This window comes from Microbacterium sp. JZ31 (assembly GCF_016805985.1).
Classification (GTDB): domain Bacteria; phylum Actinomycetota; class Actinomycetes; order Actinomycetales; family Microbacteriaceae; genus Microbacterium.
This window is the reverse complement of sequence record NZ_CP017661.1, coordinates 2,759,405-2,778,232: the sequence shown is the minus strand read 5'-3', so window position 1 is coordinate 2,778,232 and position 18,828 is coordinate 2,759,405. Positions and strand designations below refer to the sequence as shown.

Genomic DNA, 18,828 nt, shown 5'->3' with positions numbered 1-18,828 from the left:
GTCGAAACGGGGTGACCCCTGGCGGGTTGTGCCCTCTCACCCCGCGGGCGGGGCGACGCCTCCATCCTTCCTGGCGGCTCGCTCACGGCGGCTCCATCCGATGACGCCATCCAGGCCGTGCTCGATGAGCGCCTCACGCTTGCGGCGGCTCCAGCCCTGTATTTGCTTCTCCCAGTGGAAGGCCTCTCCGACGTGGTCGCACTCCCAGAACCAGACGAGCTCGACGGGCCGCCGTCCCAGCAGGCGGGTGTACGCCGAGCCCTTGCCTTCCTGGTGCTCCCAGACGCGCCCGTCCAGGTCGCGCGTACTTCCGCAGTAGAGGGATCCATCGGCGCAGCGAAGTAGGTACACGTACGCGCTCATGCTCGAACCGTAGGCGGGTCGGCCGGCGCGACGGCGAGCTTCTCCACAGGCGCGGCTTGGCGGTTTCGACTCGTCGCTGCGCTCCTCGCTCAACCAGCAGGGGGTCGAGGGAGCGGAGCGAGTCGAAACGGGGTGACTTCCCCGGCGGGTTGTGGACTGGGGGTGGTGCGGCGGTTTCGACTCGTCGCTGCGCTCCTCGCTCAACCAGCAGGGGGTCGAGCGAGCGGAGCGAGTCGAAACGGGGGGCTCCCGGCGGGCTCGGGCAGTCCTTCAGGCGGCGCGGATAATCTGAATCGGTGATCCTCGCCATCGACACCTCGATCGGTTCGACCGTTGCCGTCGTCGCACCGGACGGCGCCGTGCGCGCCGTTGCGGAGAGCGAGCACACCCTCGGCCACGCCGAGATCATCGGAACGCTGCTGGAGCGCGTGCTCGAGGAGTCCGGCGGCGAGATCACGCATGTCGCCGCGGGCATGGGCCCCGGCGCATTCACCGGCCTGCGCATCGGCATCGCCGCCGCGCGCGCGTTCGCGCTCGGCCGTGGACTCGCGGTCATCCCGGTCCCCAGCCACGATGCCGCCGCGCTCGCGCACCTCGACGCGGGCGCATCCGGACCGTTCGCCGTCGTCACCGACGCCCGCCGGCGCGAGAACGCCGTGACGGTGTACGACGGCGCGGCCGAGAACGGCCTGCCGCGTCGCGTCGCCGGCCCGGAGCTGCGCCCGCAGACGGCCGACCTGGCGTCCGACCCGCTGACGTCCGGCGCGGAGATCGTGCGCGCCGAGCGGATCCGCGCGGGCGACGTCGGACGGGTCGCCGCGCTCCTGCTGGCGTCCGGATGGCGGCCGACAGGTGAGCTCGCCGAGACCGAGCCGCTGTACCTGCGCTCGCCCGACGTCACCGTCGGGCACGCGCCGAAGCGGGTGAGCGCATGATCCGCCCCGCGACCCTCGACGACCTCGACCAGATCATGGCGCTCGAGCGCGCCTCGTTCCCGACCGACGCCTGGTCGGAGGCGATGATGCGCGAGGAGCTCGCCGCCGCCCACAGCAGCTACATCGTGGACGAGCTCGCGGGTCGCGTCGCCGGCTACGCGGGGCTGCGCGCGCTGCCCGGATCGCGCGATGCCGATGTGCAGACGATCGCAGTCGCCGCGTCGTCGCGCGGCCGAGGCCGCGGCCGCACGCTGCTGCAGACGCTGCTCGAGGAGGCGTCGTCCCGCCGCGTGCGCGAGGTGTTCCTCGAGGTGCGCGCCGACAACCCCGTCGCGCAGGCGCTGTACGCGTCGGAGGGCTTCACCGAGCTCGGTCGTCGCCCGCGCTACTACCAGCCCGACGACGTCGACGCCGTCGTGATGCGCCTCGACCTCGACGCTTGGGCCGCCGCCCGCACGCCCGACCCCGCTGACGCAGGAGCCTGCACATGATCGTCCTCGGCATCGAGACCAGCTGCGACGAGACCGGCATCGGGATCGTCCGCGGCCGCACGGCAGCCGGCGAGCGCAACGTGCTGCTCAGCAACACGATCGCCAGCAGCATGGATGAGCACGCCCGCTACGGCGGCGTCGTACCGGAGGTCGCCGCGCGCGCCCATCTGGAGGCGCTGCAGCCGGCGATCGAGCGCGCGGTCGCCGAGGCGGGCATCACGCTGCAGGACGTCGACGCCGTGGCGGTGACGAGCGGCCCGGGCCTCGCGGGCGCCCTGATGGTCGGCATCGGCGCCGCCAAGGCGCTCGCGGTGTCGCTCGGCAAGCCGCTGTACGCGGTCAACCACCTCGTCGGCCACATCGCGGCGGACATCCTGGACGCCGACGCGCCGCCGCTGGAGTACCCGACCGTCGCGCTGCTCGTGTCGGGCGGGCACACGTCGCTGCTGCTCGTGCGCGACCTGACCGGCGACGTCGAGCTGCTCGGCGAGACCATGGACGATGCCGCGGGCGAGGCCTTCGACAAGGTCGCGCGCATCCTGGGCCTGCCGTACCCCGGCGGACCCGAGATCGACCGCGCGGCGGCCGACGGCGATCCGGATGCGATCCGCTTCCCGCGCGGGCTGTCGCGCGCGAGCGACATGGCGAAGCACCGCTACGACTTCTCGTTCTCCGGGCTGAAGACCGCCGTGGCGCGCTGGATCGAGCAGCGCGAGGCGGCGGGCGAGCCGGTGCCCGTCGCGGATGTCGCCGCGTCGTTCCGCGAGGCGGTGGTGGACGTGCTCGTCACCAAGGCGCTCGACGCCTGCGCGCAGCACGGCGTGCCGCGCCTTCTGCTGGGCGGCGGCGTGATCGCGAACCGGCGCCTGCGCGACGTGACGCTCGCCCGCGCGGAGGCGGCCGGCGTGACGGTGCGGATCCCGCCGCTCAGCCTGTGCACCGACAACGGCGCGATGATCGCGGCGCTCGCCGCGGAGCTGATCGCCGAGGGCCGCACCCCGTCGACGCTCGAGTTCGGGGCCGACTCGACCCTTCCCGTGACGCAGATCCAGGTCGCCGCCGCATCCGAGGATGCGCTGAGCGCGCGAAGCGGGTCGAGATGACCGATCCTGCGGTGCTGCCGCCGGCCGGTGCGCACTCCGCGGCGGGCTCGGCGCGGCCGGCGCGGGTGATCACCGGCGACACGGGAGCGGTTGCGACGCCCACGCGGCGGAAGCCCCGCTCGCACGGCAGGCTCGCGGCCGCGGCGCTCGGGGTCGCGATGATCGCGCTGAGCGCATCCTGGTTCAGTGCGTGGGCGCTGCCGTTCGCCGTGCTGGCGATCCTGCTCGCGCTCGTCGCGCTGCTCTCCCGACGGGCGCGGCGCGATCTCGCGTGGTGGGCGCTCGGCCTCGGCGTGGGAGCGGTGGCGTGCAGCATGTTCTGGGTCACGATGGGCGTGCGGGCGGCCGCGGAGGTCGTCGGGCGCTGAGGTCCCGGACCCGCCGCCCGCGGCTCAGCCCCGCGGGACGCGGTCGGCGAGGATCGCGAGCCGCTTGCCGCCCGCGCGGGTGAGCAGCAGCGTCGCCGACTCGGGCCCCTTCAGCGCGAGCCGCTTGCGCAGCGCGGCCGGATCGACGTCCACGCCGCGCTTCTTGATCTCGAGCGTGCCGATGCCGCGCGCGCGCAGCGCCTTCGCGAGCGGCTTCGGATCGGCGGGGAGCACCTCGCGCACGCGGAACGACGACACGAACGGGCTCGTCGCCGCGGCATCGCCCGTCAGGTACGCGATCCCGGGGGCGATCGGGCCCGCATCCAGCGCACGGGCCACGTCGCCGATGAGCCGGGCCCGGATGATCGCGCCCTCCGGCTCGTGCACGAACGCCCCCAGAGCGCGCACCGGCTCGTCCGCCGTGTCGGCGGGCGCGGTCAGCTCGTGCGCCGCGTCGCCGCGCAGCACGAGCGCGGATCGGCCGACGCCCGGCCGGGCGAGCGATCCGGTCCAGACGACGAGCTCGACGGTCGACCCGTCCACGCTGATCCACTGCGTCTCGACGTGCCGGCCCCGTTCGGCATCGCCCACGGGCAGCGCCTCCCGGTCGTGCCCCGGGCCGAGCTTGACGCCCGCGGGCAGGCGCGCGGCGAGGTCGAACACCCAGTCGAGCGGCGGCGAGTAGTCGGATGCCGACACGCGCGCGGTCTCGCGGTGCCCGGCGGTGCGGCGCGCGGGGTCGAGCCACACGGCGTCGACGCCGGCGAGGTCGATGTCCTGCGCCTGTCCCGCGCGCACCTCGAGGGGCGGGCCGTCCGGCGAGCGGAAGGGCGCGAGATTGTAGGCCGCGAGCGCTGCCGTGACGGGATCCGCGTCGACGGAGAGGACACCGAGGCCCACGGCCGCGAACGCGAGGGAGTCGCCGCCGATGCCGCACCCGAGATCCGCGACCCGGCCGATCCGCGCCGCCCGCATCCGATGCGCGTGATGGGCGGAGACGCTCATGCGCGTCGCCTGCTCCAGGCCCGCGCGCGTGAAGAGCATGCGCGAGGCGAACTCGCCGAACTTCGCCGCCGCGCGGGTGCGCAGGCTCGCCTGGCCGACCGCGGCCGACACCAGTTCGGGGGAGTGACCCGCCGCGCGCAGGCGCGAGACGGCGCGTGCCACGTCGGCCGTCGATGCGATGTCACCGAGCGACTCGAGAAGCTCGAGTCCCTCGCGGGTGAGCAGCGCGTCGAGCTCGGCCGAATCCATCCGACAAGCGTACGTGTCGAACTCCTGGCACTCGCGTTGCATGAGTGCCAGAGAGCCTCCTACACTGCTGTTAGCACTCTCCGGGTGAGAGTGCGAAGAGTCTTCCCGTACGAAGCACACGAAAGAAGAGGTACACCGTGTCGGTTTCCATCAAGCCGCTCGAGGACCGCATCGTCATCAAGCAGGTCGAGGCCGAGCAGACCACCGCGAGTGGTCTCGTCATCCCCGACACCGCGAAGGAGAAGCCCCAGGAGGGTGAGGTCGTCGCGGTGGGCCCGGGTCGCATCGACGACAACGGCAACCGCGTTCCGCTCGACGTCGCCGTCGGCGACCGCGTGCTCTACAGCAAGTACGGCGGCACCGAGGTGAAGTTCGGCGCCGACGAGTTCCTCGTGCTCTCGGCGCGCGACGTCCTCGCCGTCGTGGTGCGCTGACGCGCTTCGCTTTCGGAAAGGCCCGGATCCTCGGATCCGGGCCTTTCTGCGTGCATGGCAGGAAACCCGCGATGGATGGCAGGGCACCGGGGCCGCCCGGGCGCGGTGCGGGCGTAGGCTGACTCGGTGACCCAGGCTCCCTCCATCCGCTCCACTCAGGGAGAGGGCGCCGGAGCCCTCTACGCGCTCGGTGCATACGTGCTGTGGGGCATCCTGCCGCTGTACTTCGTCGCGCTCGCCCCGACCGGGCCGTGGGAGGTCGTCGCCTGGCGCGTCGTGCTCTCGCTCGTGTTCTGCGCCATCCTGCTGACCGTCACGCGCGGATGGGGCCGGATGATCGCCGTCCTGCGCCGCCCGCGCCTCGCGCTGCTGATGGGGCTGGCCGGCGTCCTGATCTACGGCAACTGGCAGGTCTTCGTCATCGCGGCGCAGAGCGACCAGGTGCTGGAGGCGAGCCTCGGCTACTTCATCAACCCGATCACGACCGTGCTGCTCGCGGTGCTCGTGCTGCACGAGCGGCTGCGCATCCTGCAGTGGGTGGCGATCGGCGTCGCCGCCGTCGCCGTCATCGTGATCATCGTCGCGTACGGAGACGTCCCCTGGTACGCGCTCATGCTCACGGCGACGTTCGGCGTCTACGGCCTCGTGAAGAAGCAGGTCGGCGGCACGGTGGACGCGACGAGCGGCCTCGCGCTCGAGACGCTGTGGCTCACGCCTCTCGCGATCGTGCAGCTCGTGATCGTCGCCGCGACGACCGGCCTCACGCTCGGCACCGCCGGGGTCTGGCACACGATCCTGCTGCTCTCGGCGGGCGCGGTCACCGCCGTGCCGCTGCTGCTGTTCGCCGCCGGATCGAGCCGCGTGCCGCTCGCGACGATGGGCATGCTGCAGTTCGCCGGGCCCATCCTGCAGTTCATCGTGGGCGTCACGATCCTGCACGAGCCGATGCCGGCCTCGCGCTGGATCGGCTTCGGCATCGTGTGGATCGCCTGCATCCTGTTCACCGTCGACCAGGTGCAGCACGCGCGCCGGTCGCGCCACGCGCCCGTGCCGATCGACGTCGGGGTCTGACTCTCGAGGACCGGATCGCACGGCTTCGCATCACCCACGGAAAGGCAGGTTGCGACGCAGGATGCCCACACCGGTAACGATTTGATCGCGAATAGCTGTGCAGTCTGCTCAGAAGGGCACAGGAAAACACGGTGGAAACAAATCCCGAGTAGATTTCCGTCCATTACCCGCGGCCGTCGGCGCTCTCCCTGGGGGCGTCGGCAACCAGTCCCCTACACGCGGGTCCTGATGAAAGGACGGAACCACAATGGTTCGATCCCGGAAGCTGATCGGCGCCCTGGCCCTCACAGGCGTCGCAGCTCTGACCCTTGCCGGCTGTGCGGCCGGCGGCGGTGGCGCGACCTCCGCCGCCCCGAGCGAGGAGCCCGAGGAGTCGCAGGCGGCCGCGGGCCCGACCTGCGAGCCCGCCACGGAGCCCGTCGGCGAGGTCGGCGGCGAGCTCTCGCTCAAGATCGGCACGGCGCTGCCGGTGACCGGCACGCTCGCCTTCCTCGGCCCGCCCGAGATCCAGGGCGTCAACTACGCCATGTCGCTCATCAACGAGTACACCGAGACCTCGGGTCTCACGGTCGAGGTCGTGCACGGCGACTCGGGCGACACCGACAACAAGGCGTACGAGACCGAGATTCCGCGTCTGCTGAGCGAGGACGTGTCGGCGATCATCGGCGCGGCCTCGTCGGGCACGTCGCTGCAGTTCATCGATCAGGTCGTCGGCGACGGCGTGATCCAGTTCTCGCCCGCCAACACCTCCGACGCCTTCACCACGTACGACGACAACTGCCTTTACTTCCGCACGGCTCCGTCGGACGTGCTGCAGGGCGCGGTGCACGGCAACTTCCTCGCCTCGGAGGGCTACCAGTCCCTCGGCCTCATCGTCCTGAACGACGCCTACGGCACGGGTCTGGCGAAGTACATCACGGAGGCGTTCGAGGGTGCCGGCGGTGAGGTCGTCGCGGCCCCGACGTTCAACACCGGTGACACGTCGTTCGACGCGCAGATCTCCGAGGTGCTGGCTCAGGACCCCGAGGCCATCACGGTGATCAGCTTCGACGAGGCCGAGACGCTGCTGCCGTCGCTGATCGAGCAGGGCTTCGACGCCGAGGACCTGTTCCTGGTGGACGGCAACATGTCGGCCTACACGGACTTCCCGGAGGGACTGCTCGAGGGCGCCCGCGGCACGTACCCCGGCCCGACGCCGCAGGACGTGCAGGACTTCGTGGACGGCCTGGACGCCTACGTCGCCGAGGCCGGCGTCGAGCCGCTGAAGGACTACACCTACGCGCCCGAGTCGTTCGACGCCGTGAACCTGCTCGCGCTCGCCGCGCTGGCGAGCGGCTCGACCGACCCCGAGGCGATCTCGGGCAAGCTGCAGGAGGTCTCCGGCGGCATCGAGGGCGGCACGAAGTGCACGACGTTCGCGGAGTGCGCCGACATCATCCTCGAGGGCGGCCAGGCCGACTACGACGGCGTCTCGAGCCCGATCACGTTCGATGAGGTCGGTGACCCGACCGAGGGCATGATCAACATCTACGAGTACGGCCCCGACAACACCTACGCGCCGTACGAGGGCTGATCCCTCCCGGTGCCACGAAGCGCCCCGTCTCCCTCGGGAGGCGGGGCGCTTCCGCGTGCGTGGGTGGTTCTTGCCACGGGCCGCGCCGCGTCTCCTGAGAGCCGGGCTGCCCGAGGCAAACCGAGCCCTCCGGACGCGCAAGAGCCCCGGCCCGCGAGGCGGGCCGGGGCACTGAGAAGGGTTACGCGCCGAGGGTGCCGAGGTAGAGCTCGGTGACCTTCGGGTCGTTCAGCAGCTCGCGACCCGTGCCGGTGTAGGCGTCGCGGCCCTGGTCGAGCACGTAGCCGCGGTCGCAGATCTGCAGGCATCGGCGGGCGTTCTGCTCGACCATGATGCACGTCACGCCGGCCTTGTTGATCTCCGAGACGCGCAGGAACGCCTCATCCTGTCGCACAGGCGACAGGCCCGCGGAGGGCTCGTCGAGCAGCAGCACCTTCGGGTCCATCATGAGTGCGCGGCCCATCGCGACCATCTGCCGCTCGCCGCCGGACAGGCCGCCGGCGCGCTTCTTCAGGCCGCCGCCCTTGGCGAGGTCGGGGAAGATGCCCATCACGAAGTCGACCCGCTCGGCGAACAGGCGCGGCTTCTGGTACGTGCCCATCTGCAGGTTCTCCTCGATCGTGAGCGAGGGGAACACGTTGTTCGTCTGCGGGATGAAGCCGACGCCCTTGGCGACGAGCTTGTCGGCCTTGAGGCCCGTGATGTCCTCGCCGCCGAGGGTGATCTTCCCCTCGCGGACCTTCACCTGCCCGAAGATCGCCTTCAGCAGCGTCGACTTGCCGGCGCCGTTCGGGCCGATGATGCCGATCAGCTCGCCCTGGTGGGCCGTCAGCGAGCAGCCGTTCAGGATGTTGATGCCGGGCAGGTAGCCCGCGTGCACGTCGTCGACGAACACGACGGGGGTGTCGGCGGTCGCGGTGCCCTGCGGTGCGGCGGCGGTCTGCTCGCTCACTTGTCGTCCTCCTTGTCGAGCTCGGCGGAGGCCTCCGACTCGAGCGCGGTGACGTCGACGGCGGCCGAGGCCGCCGCGTCCGTCGTGGGGTCGGCCTCGATGACCGGGATGCGGCCGGTCACGACGCCGAGGTCGAGCTCCTGGTGCGCGCCGAGGTAGGCGTCGATCACCGCGGGGTTCTTCATGACCTCGTCGGGTGCGCCCTCGGCGACGACCTTGCCCTCCGCCATCACGACGACCCAGTCGGCGATGTGGCGCACCATGTGCATGTCGTGCTCGACGAACAGCACGGTCATGCCCTCGTCCTTCAGATCCAGGATGTGATCGAGCAGCGACTGCGTCAGGGCCGGGTTCACGCCGGCCATCGGCTCGTCCAGCATCACCAGGTTCGGGCTCGTCATGAGGGCGCGTGCCATCTCGAGGAGCTTCTTCTGACCGCCCGAGAGGCCGGCCGCGAGGTCGTCGCGCTTCGCGTCGAGCTTGAACTTCACGAGCAGCTCGCCGGCGCGGTCCTCGATCTCGCGGTCCTGGGAACGCCACAGGGAGGGGATGAGGCTGTGCCAGAACCGCTCGCCGCGCTGGCCGGTCTGGCCGAGCTTCATGTTGTCCATGACGCTCAGGCGGCCGAGTGCCTTGGTGAGCTGGAACGTGCGCACCAGGCCCATCCGGGCGACCTTGTGCGCGGGCACGCGCGCGAGGTCCTTGCCGTCGTACGACCACGTTCCCGTGTTGGGCTTGTCGAAGCCCGTCAGCAGGTTGAACAGCGTGGTCTTGCCGGCGCCGTTCGGGCCGATCAGCGCTGTGATCGCGCCCCGGGGGATCTCGAGGTGCTCCACGTCCACGGCCGTGAGGCCGCCGAACGTGCGGGTGACGTTGTCGGCGATGATGATCGGGTCGACCTTCGAGACCCCGGGCCGGGCGTCGCCGACGTGCAGTCCCGTGGTCTTGGGGCGCTGCACGGGCGCCGTCATCGGGTGGTGGTTCTCGGACGTGCTGTCAGCGGACAAAGGTCAGCTCCTTCTTGTCGCCGAGGATGCCCTGCGGCATGAAGACGACGAGCAGCATGAGAGCGACACCCACGAGGATGAAGCGCAGCGTACCCGCCTGAACGGTCGACATGAAGGGCAGGATGCCCGCGTCGACCAGCGCGGGGAGGACGTTCGACAGGAACGTCTGGATCACCCAGAACACGAGCGATCCGAGCAGCGGACCGAACACGGTGGCCGCACCGCCGAGCAGCAGCGCCGTCCACACGAAGAACGTCAGCGACGTCACGTACACGCCCGGGCTGACGGCCGAGGGGAGCGCGTACACGACGCCGCCCGCGGCCATGATGACGCCGCCGAGCACGAGCGACTGCATCTTGTACGAGAAGACGTTCTTGCCGAGCGAGCGGATCGCGTCCTCGTCCTCGCGGATGCCCTTCATCACGCGGCCCCACGGGCTGCGCGTGAGCATCCACATCACGAGCACGGCGAACGCGAGGGTCAGCAGGCCCATGATGCGCACCCACCAGCCGGTCTCGTTGTAGGTCCACGGTCCGAAGCCGTACGTGCCGGGCGGGATCGGGTTCATCTCGCGGAAGCTGCCGTGGTAGCCCGACAGGCCGTCGGCCGATCCGGTCACGTCCGCGAACTGCGTCGTGAGGAACAGCAGGCGCAGCACCTCTGCCGCAGCGATCGTGGCGATCGCGAGGTAGTCGCCGCGCAGGCGCAGCGTCGGGATGCCCAGGATGAGCGCGAACACGGCCGCGGCCGCGAGCCCGACGAGCGCGGCCAGCCACCAGGGGAAGCCGAACGTCAGGACCGAGATGGCGTAGCCGTACGCGCCGAGGGCCATGAAGCCCGCGACACCCATGTTGATCAGGCCGCCGTAGCCGAAGTGCATCGCGAGGCCGAGTGCGGCGATCGCGTAGCCCAGCGTCGCGGGGCTGAGGACCGAGGACAGCGTGTTCTCGAAGATCTGCAACCAGTTCATGAGCGCCGCCTATCCGATTCGCTCGCGGCGGCCGAGGATGCCCTGCGGCCGGACCAGAAGGATGATGATGAGGACCACGAGCGCACCGGCGTATCGCAGGTCGGCCGGGATCCAGAGGCTCGACGCCTCGGTGAGGATGCCGATGATGATCGCGCCGATGAGCGCGCCGAACGCGGTGCCGAGACCGCCGAGCGTGACCGCCGCGAACACGAGCAGCAGGATCTGCGCACCCATGTCCCAGCGGATGCCGGGGCGGTAGTAGGCGTACAGGATGCCCGCGAGACCCGCGAGCGCGCCCGAGATGATCCACACGATGCGCACGACGTGGTCGACGTCGATGCCGGACGCCGCCGCGAGCGACGGGTTGTCGCTGATGGCGCGGGTCGCCTTTCCGAGCCGGCTGCGCGTGAGCCACAGCGCGAAGGCGACGATCACGACGATCGAGATGCCCATCGAGATCAGGTCGTTGAGCGTCGTGGTCACGGCGCCGAACAGCGGGATCGTGACCGAGGGCACGATGGCCGGCAACTGGGCCGTGTCGCCGCCGATGAAGTACTGGAAGATGTAGCGCATCGCCAGCGACAGGCCGATCGACAGGATCATCAGCTGCACGACGCCCGTCCCCTTGCGCCGCAGGGGGCGCCAGATGATGACGTCCAGCACGAAGCCCAGTACCGCGCTCAGCACGATCGCGACGGGGATGCCGAGCCACACCGGCAGGGCGAGGGTGGCGGGGCCGACCAGGAACAGCGCCGCGACGGCGCCGAAGGTCACCATCTCCGCGTGCGCGAAGTTCGAGATGCCCGTGGTGCCGAACACCAGCGAGAGTCCGACGGCGGCGAGCCCGAGCATCAGACCGAAGTTGATGCCCTGGAAGATGCGCTGCACCAGCTGGTCGAAGAAGCCCGTGACGTTGCGCTCCGCCTCGCCGATGAAGAAGTTGGCGGCCGTGATGCCGCCGGGGCCGACCGTCACCTCCTTCACGTTCGGGGTGTCGTCCTCGCCGGTCTCGTCGACGACCGCGATGCCGTCCGGCAGGGTCGACTCGTCGAGCGTGACGACGTACACCGAGTCGTTCTCGGGTACCTTCACGCCCCAGCGGCCGTCCGCGTCGGTCACGACCTCCTGGACGCCGCCGGCGCCGTCGACCGTGAGCTCGACGCCCTCGAGGGGCTCGCCGTCGAGCCGCACGTTGCCGTTGATGGAATAGGGGTCACCTTCCGCCGCGTGCGCGGCCGCGGGCAGCAGCAGCGCGGCGAGGAAGGCGGCGAAGAACGTCGCGAGAGCGACGATCGCGCCGGATCGGGTACGCCTCAAGGAGGCGGTTCTGGGGTTCATTGATCCTCCGGTCCGCGGGCGGCGGGTGGGGTAGCGCCGCACCGGGGTGCGTGAACGGGTCGTTCAAACGTAAGACCCTAATATGACGGGATCGTTTCGGGCGTGTCCCATCCCGTGGTCATGAGCAATCTGCACACAGCAGATCCCTCTTCGTCGAGCGATCTGCATCCGGAATATCTCCAGCCCCGCGAGCCTTAGAATTCCTATACGGGGGAGGATGGCACACCCGGCCCCTTCCGCGATACGAGCTCATCCACATCGCTCAGGCGGGAGAATCGTCTTGACTGACCACGATCCGTTCGGCTTCGTCGGACTCACCTACGACGACGTGCTGCTCCTTCCGGGCCACACGGACGTCATCCCCAGCGAGGCCGACACGTCGTCGCGCCTCACGCGCAACATCCGCGTCGCGGCCCCGCTGCTCTCCAGCGCGATGGACACCGTGACCGAGTCGCGGATGGCGATCGCCATGGCCCGTCAGGGCGGCATCGGCATCCTGCACCGCAACCTCTCGATCCAGGATCAGGCGAGCGCGGTCGACCGCGTCAAGCGCAGCGAGTCGGGCATGATCACCGACCCGATCACGACGACCCCCGACGCGACGATCGAGGAGGTCGACGCGCTGTGCCGCAAGTACCGGATCTCCGGTCTGCCGGTCGTGGACGAGTCGGGCCGCCTCGTCGGCATCGTCACGAACCGCGACATGCGCTTCGTCTCGGAGTTCGAGCGCACGACGACGCTCGCGAAGGACGTCATGACGGCCGAGGGTCTTGTGACCGGCCGCGTGGGCATCTCGCCCGAAGAGGTCGTGGCGCTCTTCGCCAAGCACCGCGTCGAGAAGCTGCCGCTCGTCGACGACGAGGGCAAGCTCACGGGCCTCATCACCATCAAGGACTTCGACAAGAGCGAGAAGTACCCCAACGCCACCAAGGACGCGCTCGGTCGCCTCCGCGTGGGCGCGGCCATCGGCTTCTTCGGCGACGCCTGGGAGCGGGCAGAGGCGCTGCGCGACAAGGGCGTCGACGTGCTCGTCGTCGACACCGCGAACGGCCAGTCGCAGGGCGTGATCGATCTCGTCAAGCGGCTGAAGGCCGATCCGACCTTCGCGCACATCGACGTCGTCGGCGGCAACGTCGCGACGCGCGAGGGCGCGCAGGCGCTCGTCGACGCGGGCGTCGACGCGGTCAAGGTCGGCGTCGGCCCGGGCTCCATCTGCACCACGCGCGTGGTCGCGGGTGTGGGCGTGCCGCAGGTCACCGCGATCTACGAGGCGTCGCTCGCCGCCCGCCCTGCGGGAGTGCCGGTCATCGCCGACGGCGGCCTGCAGTATTCGGGCGACATCGCCAAGGCGCTCGTCGCCGGTGCGGACACCGTGATGCTCGGATCGCTGCTCGCGGGCACCGAGGAGGCGCCGGGAGACATCGTGTTCCAGGGCGGCAAGCAGTTCAAGCTGTACCGCGGCATGGGGTCGCTCGGCGCGATGCAGACGCGCGGCAAGCAGACGTCCTACTCCAAGGACCGCTACTTCCAGGCGGATGTGCCGAACGACGACAAGCTGATCCCCGAGGGCATCGAGGGGCAGGTGCCGTACCGCGGCCCGCTGTCCGCCGTCGTGCATCAGCTCACGGGCGGCCTGCGGCAGTCGATGTTCTACGTCGGCGCGCGCTCGATCGACGAGCTGAAGGCGCGCGGCAAGTTCGTGCGCATCACGTCGGCTGGGCTCAAGGAGTCGCACCCGCACGACGTGCAGATCGTGGTCGAAGCGCCCAACTACCGCCGCTGATCCGCTGCAGATCCGAAGGGATCCGCGCATCCGAAGCCCTTTCATCCCGAGACGGCCTTCGGATCCGTGGATCCCTTCGCTTTCGCGGGTCTTCCGAGGGCCGGGTGACCGGACTAGCGTGACCGGCATGTGCCGCAACATCCACACTCTCCACAACTTCGAGCCCGCGGCCACCTCCGAGGAGGTGCACGCCGCGGCGCTGCAGTACGTCCGCAAGGTCGCGGGCACGACGAAGCCGTCGAAGGCGAATCAGGAGGCCTTCGACCACGCCGTGCACGAGATCGCGCACGTCACGCAGCACCTGCTCGACGCGCTCGTGACGAACGCGCCTCCCAAGAACCGCGACGTCGAGGCCGCCAAGGCGAAGGCCCGCTCGGCCGCCCGCTACGCCGCCTGAGCCGAGACCCCGCTACTCGCCCACCGGCGGGCGAGCGGAGCCGGAGACTCCGCAAGGCGTCCCGGGGCGCCGGGTAGGCTGTGACGGTGACGACGGACATCGAGCTGGGCCGCGGCAAGCGCGCACGACGGGCGTATTCGTTCGACGACATCGCGGTGGTGCCCTCCCGCCGCACCCGGAACCCGGAGGACGTCACGACCGACTGGTCGATCGACGCCTTCCACTTCGACATCCCGGTGCTCGGCGCGCCGATGGACTCCGTGGTGAGCCCCCGGACGGCGATCATGCTCGGTCAGCTCGGCGGCCTGGGCGTGCTCGACCTCGAGGGCCTGTGGACGCGGTACGAGGATCCCGAGCCGCTGCTCGCCGAGATCGCGTCGCTTCCCGACGAGGTCGCGACGAGCCGCATGCAGCAGCTGTACTCCGAGCCCGTCAAGCCGGAGCTCGTCACGGCGCGCATCAACGAGATCCGCGCCGCGGGCGTCACGGTCGCCGGCTCGCTCACGCCGCAGCGCACCCAGGAGCTCTACCAGACGGTCGTCGCGGCCGGTGTGGATCTGTTCGTGATCCGCGGCACCACGGTGTCGGCCGAGCACGTCTCGAGCGAGGCCGAGCCCCTCAACCTGAAGAAGTTCATCTACGACCTGGATGTGCCGGTGATCGTCGGCGGCGCCTCGACCTACACCGCCGCACTGCACCTCATGCGCACGGGAGCGGCGGGCGTGCTCGTCGGCTTCGGCGGCGGCGCGGCGTCCACGACGCGCGCGACGCTCGGCATCCACGCGCCGATGGCGAGCGCCGTGGCGGATGTCGCCGGTGCGCGCCGCGACTACCTCGACGAGTCGGGCGGCCGCTACGTGCACGTGATCGCCGACGGCGGCGTGGGCACGTCCGGCGACATCGTCAAGGCGCTCGCGATGGGCGCCGACGCCGTCATGCTCGGCGTCGCGCTCGCGCGGGCGACGGACGCCCCCGGCGCGGGCTTCCACTGGGGCCCCGAGGCGCACCACGCCAAGCTGCCGCGTGGCCGGCGCGTGCGGGTCCCGCAGGTCGGGACGCTCGAGCAGGTGCTCTACGGGCCGGCGCAGCTGGCCGACGGCACGGCGAATCTGATCGGTGCGCTGCGCAAGTCGATGGCGACGACCGGCTACTCCGACCTCAAGGAGTTCCAGCGCGTCGAGGTCGTCGTCGCCCCGTATGACCACTGACCCCGCACCCGAGGTGCTCGACTTCCCGCCGACGCTGCGGGAGGTCATGCTGCGCCCGCGCTGGCTCGCCATGCTCGCGTTCGCGCTGCTGGTCGCCGGTGTGTTCGCCTGGCTGGGGCAGTGGCAGCTCTCGAGCGCGATCGACACGGATCCCGTGCCCGAGGGGGCGACGGAGGAGGTCCGGCCGATCGAGGACGTGGTCGCGCCGGGGCAGTACCTCGAGGAGCCGCTCGTCGGACAGCGCGTCGAGGTGGCCGGCCGCTGGGTTCCCGGCGACTTCATCGTGGTGTCCTCGCGCTACAACGACGGCGTCGAGGGCTTCTGGGTCACAGGCCAGTTCCGCGTGGATGCCGAGCGGCCGACCTCGATCGCCGTGGCCGTCGGCTGGGCGCCGACGCGCGAGCGCGCCGACGCCGCCGTCGAGGCGCTGAACGGCCTGGCGACGTCGGCTCCGGAAGGGTCGGCGGATCCGGTCTCCCTCACGGGCCGCATCATCTCGGACGAGGGCGCCGTGCTGCCGCCGGCGGGCGCCGATCCGCTCGAGCTGACCCGGATGTCGCCGGCCGCGCTGCTGAGCCGCTGGCACGAGCCCGACGGATCGCCCGTCGCGGCGATCGACGTCTACCGGCCCTATCTGACGTCGTCGGACCCGACGGGCGGGCTGGGCGATGCGGGGCTGGAGGCGATCTCGTCACCCGCTCCCGAGCTGGCGAGCCCCGTCAACTGGCTCAACATCTTCTACGCGGTCGAATGGGCGGTGTTCGCCGGCTTTGCCTTCTACCTCTGGTACCGCCTCGCGAAAGATGCTTGGGAGCGCGAGCTCGAGGAGCGCGAAGGCGTCACCGACCCCGACGAGGACTAGCTCGCGCGCGCGGTGCCCCGGCCGTGCGGCTCGAGCACGATCACGGGCGTCTCGCCGGAGCGCAGCGCCGCGAGGTCGTTCAGGTCGCCGTCGTAGCTGTCCATGGCGCGGAACGCCTCCCACAGCCGGTCGCGCTCGGCGCCCTTCGCCTCGGTGGCGATGACCTCGCGCTGCTCGCCGCCGGGCAGGTCGACGGATGCCACGGGATTCGCCTGCAGATTCAGCCACCACGCAGGCGGTGCATCGCCCCAGCCGTTCATCGCCATGGTGACGAGGTTCGAGCCGTCCTCGAAGTACGCGAGGATCGCGATCCGCTCGGCGCCCGAGCGGCGCCCGATCGTGTGCAGCCGCATCATGCCGAACACCCGAGGCGTGGGTCGGCGCAGGCCGAAGCGTCCGCCGGTCAGCCGGTACAGCCCGCGATGCACGCGCCACGCGGTCGTGATGAACCAGCGCGGCGGGATGCGCGGGGAACCGGCGTCGGGGTCCTCGTGCTGCGTGTCGGGTGCCACGAGCGATCCTCTCTTCCCCCGCCTCGAATGGTACCGACGGCGGGGGTCCGCGCAATGCTCCGCGGGGATCGGACGCTCAGCGACCCCACGTAGACTGAGATCCATGCCGCAGCCCAAGCTCGCCACGTTCCCGCAGATCCGTGGGGCGCTGCGGTTCTACCAGATCTGCTCCGTCATCACCGGTGTCGGCCTGCTGCTGCTGTGCGCCGAGATGGTGCTGAAGTACACGCCCCTCGCCGTCGAGCTGTTCTTCCTCGACTCGCAGGGACTGTTCGCATTCCGCGAGGTCGTGCCGCAGGGCGACGAGCTCGTCTCGACGGGCGACGGCATCAACCTGTCGCTCGGCATCCTGATCGTGCACGGCTGGTTCTACGTCGTGTACCTGTTCGCGTGCTTCCGGGTCTGGAGCCTGATGCGCTGGCCGTTCTGGCGGTTCATCCTGCTCGCCGGCGGCGGCGTCATCCCGTTCCTCTCCTTCTTCATGGAGTTCGTCGTCGCGCGCGACGTGAAGCGCTACCTGGCCGAGCGCGAGACAGCGGCCGCCGAGAAGAAGGCCGCGCAGGCCCAGGAGGTCACCCAGTGACGGAAGCCGCAGACGTCTCGCAGGACACCGTCCAGCGTCCCGTTCTGGTCGTCGACTTCGGCGCCCAGTACGCGCAGCTGATCGCGCGCCGCGTGCGCGAGGCCGGGGTCTTCAGCGAGCTGATCCCGCACACCGCCACCGCGGAGGAGATCGCGGCGCACGATCCGGTCGCGATCATCCTGTCGGGCGGCCCGTCCTCGGTGTACGAGCCCGGCGCGCCCACGCTGGATGAGAAGGTGTTCGACCTCGGCGTGCCGACGCTCGGCATCTGCTACGGCTTCCAGGTCATGGCGCAGTCGCTGGGCGGCGAGGTCGCCAACACGGGGCTGCGCGAGTACGGAGCGACCGACGCGGCGCTCGTGGGCGACGGCGGCGTGCTGCTCGGCGGCCTGCCGGCAGCGCAGAACGTGTGGATGAGCCACGGCGACCAGGTCTCGCAGGCTCCGGAGGGCTTCGAGGTGCTGGCCTCCACCGCCGCCACCCCCGTGGCCGCGTTCGGCAACGCCGAGAAGAACTTCTACGGCGTGCAGTGGCACCCCGAGGTCAAGCACAGCGACCACGGCCAGCAGGTCATCGAGAACTTCCTGCACAAGGCCGTCGGGCTGCCGGCCGACTGGAACGCGGGCAACGTGATCGCCGAACAGGTCGAGCGCATCAAGGCGCAGATCGGCGACGCGCGCGTGATCTCGGCGCTGTCGGGCGGCGTGGACTCGGCCGTGTCGACCGCGCTCGTGCACAAGGCCGTCGGCGACCAGCTCACGGCGGTGTTCGTCGACCACGGCCTGCTGCGCAAGGGCGAGCGCGAGCAGGTCGAGAAGGACTACGTCGCCTCGACGGGCGTGCGCCTGATCACGGTCGACGCCGAGGACGTGTTCCTCGGTCACCTCGCCGGCGTCACCGACCCCGAGGAGAAGCGCAAGATCATCGGCCGCGAGTTCATCCGCGCGTTCGAGAAGGTGCAGCTCGACCTCGTCGCCGAGGCCAAGGAGTCCGGCGAGAAGGTCAAGTTCCTCGTGCAGGGGACGCTCTATCCCGACGTCGTCGAGTCGGGCGGCGGCGCGGGCACCGCGAACATCAAGAGCCACCACAACGTCGGCGGCCTCCCGGAGGACCTCGACTTCGAGCTCGTCGAGCCGCTGCGCACGCTGTTCAAGGACGAGGTGCGCGCGATCGGTCGCGAGCTCGGCATCCCCGAGGCGATCGTCGGACGCCAGCCGTTCCCCGGACCGGGCCTCGGCATCCGGATCATCGGCGAGGTCACGCGCGAGCGCCTGGACATCCTGCGCGAAGCGGATGCGATCGCGCGCGAGGAGCTCACGAAGGCCGGTCTCGACAACGAGATCTGGCAGTGCCCGGTCGTGCTGCTGGCCGACGTGCGCTCCGTGGGCGTGCAGGGCGACGGCCGCACGTACGGGCACCCTGTCGTGCTGCGCCCCGTCTCGAGCGAGGACGCCATGACCGCGGACTGGACCCGCCTGCCCTACGACGTGCTGTCGAGGATCTCGAACCGGATCACGAACGAGGTCCGCGAGATCAACCGCGTCGTGCTGGACGTCACCTCGAAGCCCCCGGGCACGATCGAGTGGGAGTGAACAGCTGAGAGGCCGCCCTTTCGAGGGCGGCC

The 18,828-nt window shown here is 70.6% G+C and carries 20 protein-coding genes; 13 read left to right on the top strand and 7 right to left on the bottom strand.

Annotated elements, in window-relative coordinates; genetic code table 11:
• Positions 1-36: 36 nt before the first annotated feature.
• Positions 37-363, bottom strand: coding sequence for a GIY-YIG nuclease family protein (locus BJP60_RS13205; RefSeq protein WP_203136269.1), 327 nt, complete (start codon positions 361-363; stop codon positions 37-39).
• 296 nt (positions 364-659) lie between these two features.
• On the opposite strand from BJP60_RS13205, the gene tsaB reads away from it, so the two are divergent.
• The 4 genes from tsaB to BJP60_RS13185 are packed head-to-tail and all read left to right on the top strand — an operon-like array spanning position 660 to position 3,260.
• Positions 660-1,298: a tRNA (adenosine(37)-N6)-threonylcarbamoyltransferase complex dimerization subunit type 1 TsaB gene (gene tsaB / locus BJP60_RS13200; RefSeq protein ID WP_203136267.1), complete on the top strand. Its 639-nt coding sequence runs from the start codon at positions 660-662 to the stop codon at positions 1,296-1,298.
• Positions 1,295-1,789 carry a ribosomal protein S18-alanine N-acetyltransferase gene (gene rimI, locus BJP60_RS13195; protein ID WP_203136266.1) on the top strand — a complete coding sequence of 165 codons (495 nt, stop codon included), beginning with the start codon at positions 1,295-1,297 and terminating at the stop codon, positions 1,787-1,789. Before tsaB ends, rimI begins: the two co-directional genes overlap by 4 nt.
• Positions 1,786-2,892: a tRNA (adenosine(37)-N6)-threonylcarbamoyltransferase complex transferase subunit TsaD gene (tsaD, locus tag BJP60_RS13190; RefSeq protein ID WP_203136265.1), complete on the top strand. Its 1,107-nt coding sequence runs from the start codon at positions 1,786-1,788 to the stop codon at positions 2,890-2,892. The genes rimI and tsaD overlap by 4 nt, the downstream gene beginning before the upstream one ends.
• Positions 2,889-3,260: a hypothetical protein gene (locus BJP60_RS13185; RefSeq protein WP_203136264.1), complete on the top strand. Its 372-nt coding sequence runs from the start codon at positions 2,889-2,891 to the stop codon at positions 3,258-3,260. The genes tsaD and BJP60_RS13185 overlap by 4 nt, the downstream gene beginning before the upstream one ends.
• A gap of 24 nt (positions 3,261-3,284) precedes the next feature.
• Here the strand turns inward: BJP60_RS13185 and BJP60_RS13180 are convergent, their stop codons facing one another.
• A complete protein-coding gene (locus tag BJP60_RS13180) occupies positions 3,285-4,514 on the bottom strand; it encodes a class I SAM-dependent methyltransferase (protein WP_203136263.1) in 1,230 nt (409 codons plus the stop codon).
• 137 nt (positions 4,515-4,651) lie between these two features.
• On the opposite strand from BJP60_RS13180, the gene groES reads away from it, so the two are divergent.
• From groES to BJP60_RS13165, 3 genes are all read left to right on the top strand, one after another.
• Positions 4,652-4,948, top strand: a complete 297-nt coding sequence (groES, locus tag BJP60_RS13175) for a co-chaperone GroES (RefSeq protein ID WP_017203655.1) — start codon at positions 4,652-4,654, stop codon at positions 4,946-4,948.
• A 126-nt stretch (positions 4,949-5,074) separates the two neighbouring features.
• Entirely contained in the window at positions 5,075-6,019 is a 945-nt protein-coding gene (gene rarD, locus BJP60_RS13170) for an EamA family transporter RarD (protein ID WP_238439437.1), read from the top strand.
• A 247-nt stretch (positions 6,020-6,266) separates the two neighbouring features.
• Positions 6,267-7,592, top strand: a complete 1,326-nt coding sequence (locus BJP60_RS13165) for an ABC transporter substrate-binding protein (protein WP_203136262.1) — start codon at positions 6,267-6,269, stop codon at positions 7,590-7,592.
• A gap of 181 nt (positions 7,593-7,773) precedes the next feature.
• Here the strand turns inward: BJP60_RS13165 and BJP60_RS13160 are convergent, their stop codons facing one another.
• Genes BJP60_RS13160 through BJP60_RS13145 form a run of 4 tightly spaced genes read right to left on the bottom strand, consistent with a single transcriptional unit; the run spans position 7,774 to position 11,859 of the window.
• Positions 7,774-8,544 (bottom strand): ABC transporter ATP-binding protein, encoded by a 771-nt coding sequence (locus BJP60_RS13160; protein WP_203136261.1) that lies wholly within the window; start codon positions 8,542-8,544, stop codon positions 7,774-7,776.
• On the bottom strand, positions 8,541-9,515 hold the full coding sequence (locus BJP60_RS13155; RefSeq protein WP_203139363.1) for an ABC transporter ATP-binding protein: 975 nt from the start codon (positions 9,513-9,515) through the stop codon (positions 8,541-8,543). Before BJP60_RS13155 ends, BJP60_RS13160 begins: the two co-directional genes overlap by 4 nt.
• Before the next feature lie 25 nt (positions 9,516-9,540).
• Complete coding sequence (locus BJP60_RS13150; protein WP_203136260.1) at positions 9,541-10,521, bottom strand: branched-chain amino acid ABC transporter permease; 981 nt, start codon at positions 10,519-10,521, stop codon at positions 9,541-9,543.
• A 9-nt stretch (positions 10,522-10,530) separates the two neighbouring features.
• Positions 10,531-11,859: a branched-chain amino acid ABC transporter permease gene (locus BJP60_RS13145; RefSeq protein WP_203136259.1), complete on the bottom strand. Its 1,329-nt coding sequence runs from the start codon at positions 11,857-11,859 to the stop codon at positions 10,531-10,533.
• Positions 11,860-12,139: 280 nt separating this feature from the next.
• Between BJP60_RS13145 and guaB the strand changes: the two genes are divergently transcribed.
• The 4 genes from guaB (at position 12,140) to BJP60_RS13125 (ending at position 16,109) form a co-directional block, all read left to right on the top strand.
• Positions 12,140-13,642, top strand: coding sequence for an IMP dehydrogenase (guaB, locus tag BJP60_RS13140; RefSeq protein WP_203136257.1), 1,503 nt, complete (start codon positions 12,140-12,142; stop codon positions 13,640-13,642).
• Between the two features lie 127 nt (positions 13,643-13,769).
• Positions 13,770-14,039 carry a DUF2277 domain-containing protein gene (locus BJP60_RS13135; protein WP_203136256.1) on the top strand — a complete coding sequence of 90 codons (270 nt, stop codon included), beginning with the start codon at positions 13,770-13,772 and terminating at the stop codon, positions 14,037-14,039.
• 86 nt (positions 14,040-14,125) lie between these two features.
• Positions 14,126-15,247: a GuaB3 family IMP dehydrogenase-related protein gene (locus tag BJP60_RS13130; protein WP_203136255.1), complete on the top strand. Its 1,122-nt coding sequence runs from the start codon at positions 14,126-14,128 to the stop codon at positions 15,245-15,247.
• On the top strand, positions 15,237-16,109 hold the full coding sequence (locus BJP60_RS13125) for an SURF1 family protein (protein WP_203136254.1): 873 nt from the start codon (positions 15,237-15,239) through the stop codon (positions 16,107-16,109). Before BJP60_RS13130 ends, BJP60_RS13125 begins: the two co-directional genes overlap by 11 nt.
• Here BJP60_RS13125 and BJP60_RS13120 read toward each other — a convergent pair.
• Positions 16,106-16,621, bottom strand: a complete 516-nt coding sequence (locus tag BJP60_RS13120; protein WP_238439435.1) for a nitroreductase/quinone reductase family protein — start codon at positions 16,619-16,621, stop codon at positions 16,106-16,108. The two genes, BJP60_RS13125 and BJP60_RS13120, sit on opposite strands and share 4 nt — an antisense overlap.
• Positions 16,622-16,724: 103 nt before the next feature.
• Between BJP60_RS13120 and BJP60_RS13115 the strand changes: the two genes are divergently transcribed.
• Complete coding sequence (locus tag BJP60_RS13115; RefSeq protein ID WP_203136252.1) at positions 16,725-17,204, top strand: DUF3817 domain-containing protein; 480 nt, start codon at positions 16,725-16,727, stop codon at positions 17,202-17,204.
• Positions 17,201-18,796 (top strand): glutamine-hydrolyzing GMP synthase, encoded by a 1,596-nt coding sequence (gene guaA / locus BJP60_RS13110; RefSeq protein WP_203136251.1) that lies wholly within the window; start codon positions 17,201-17,203, stop codon positions 18,794-18,796. Before BJP60_RS13115 ends, guaA begins: the two co-directional genes overlap by 4 nt.
• Positions 18,797-18,828: the final 32 nt, after the last annotated feature.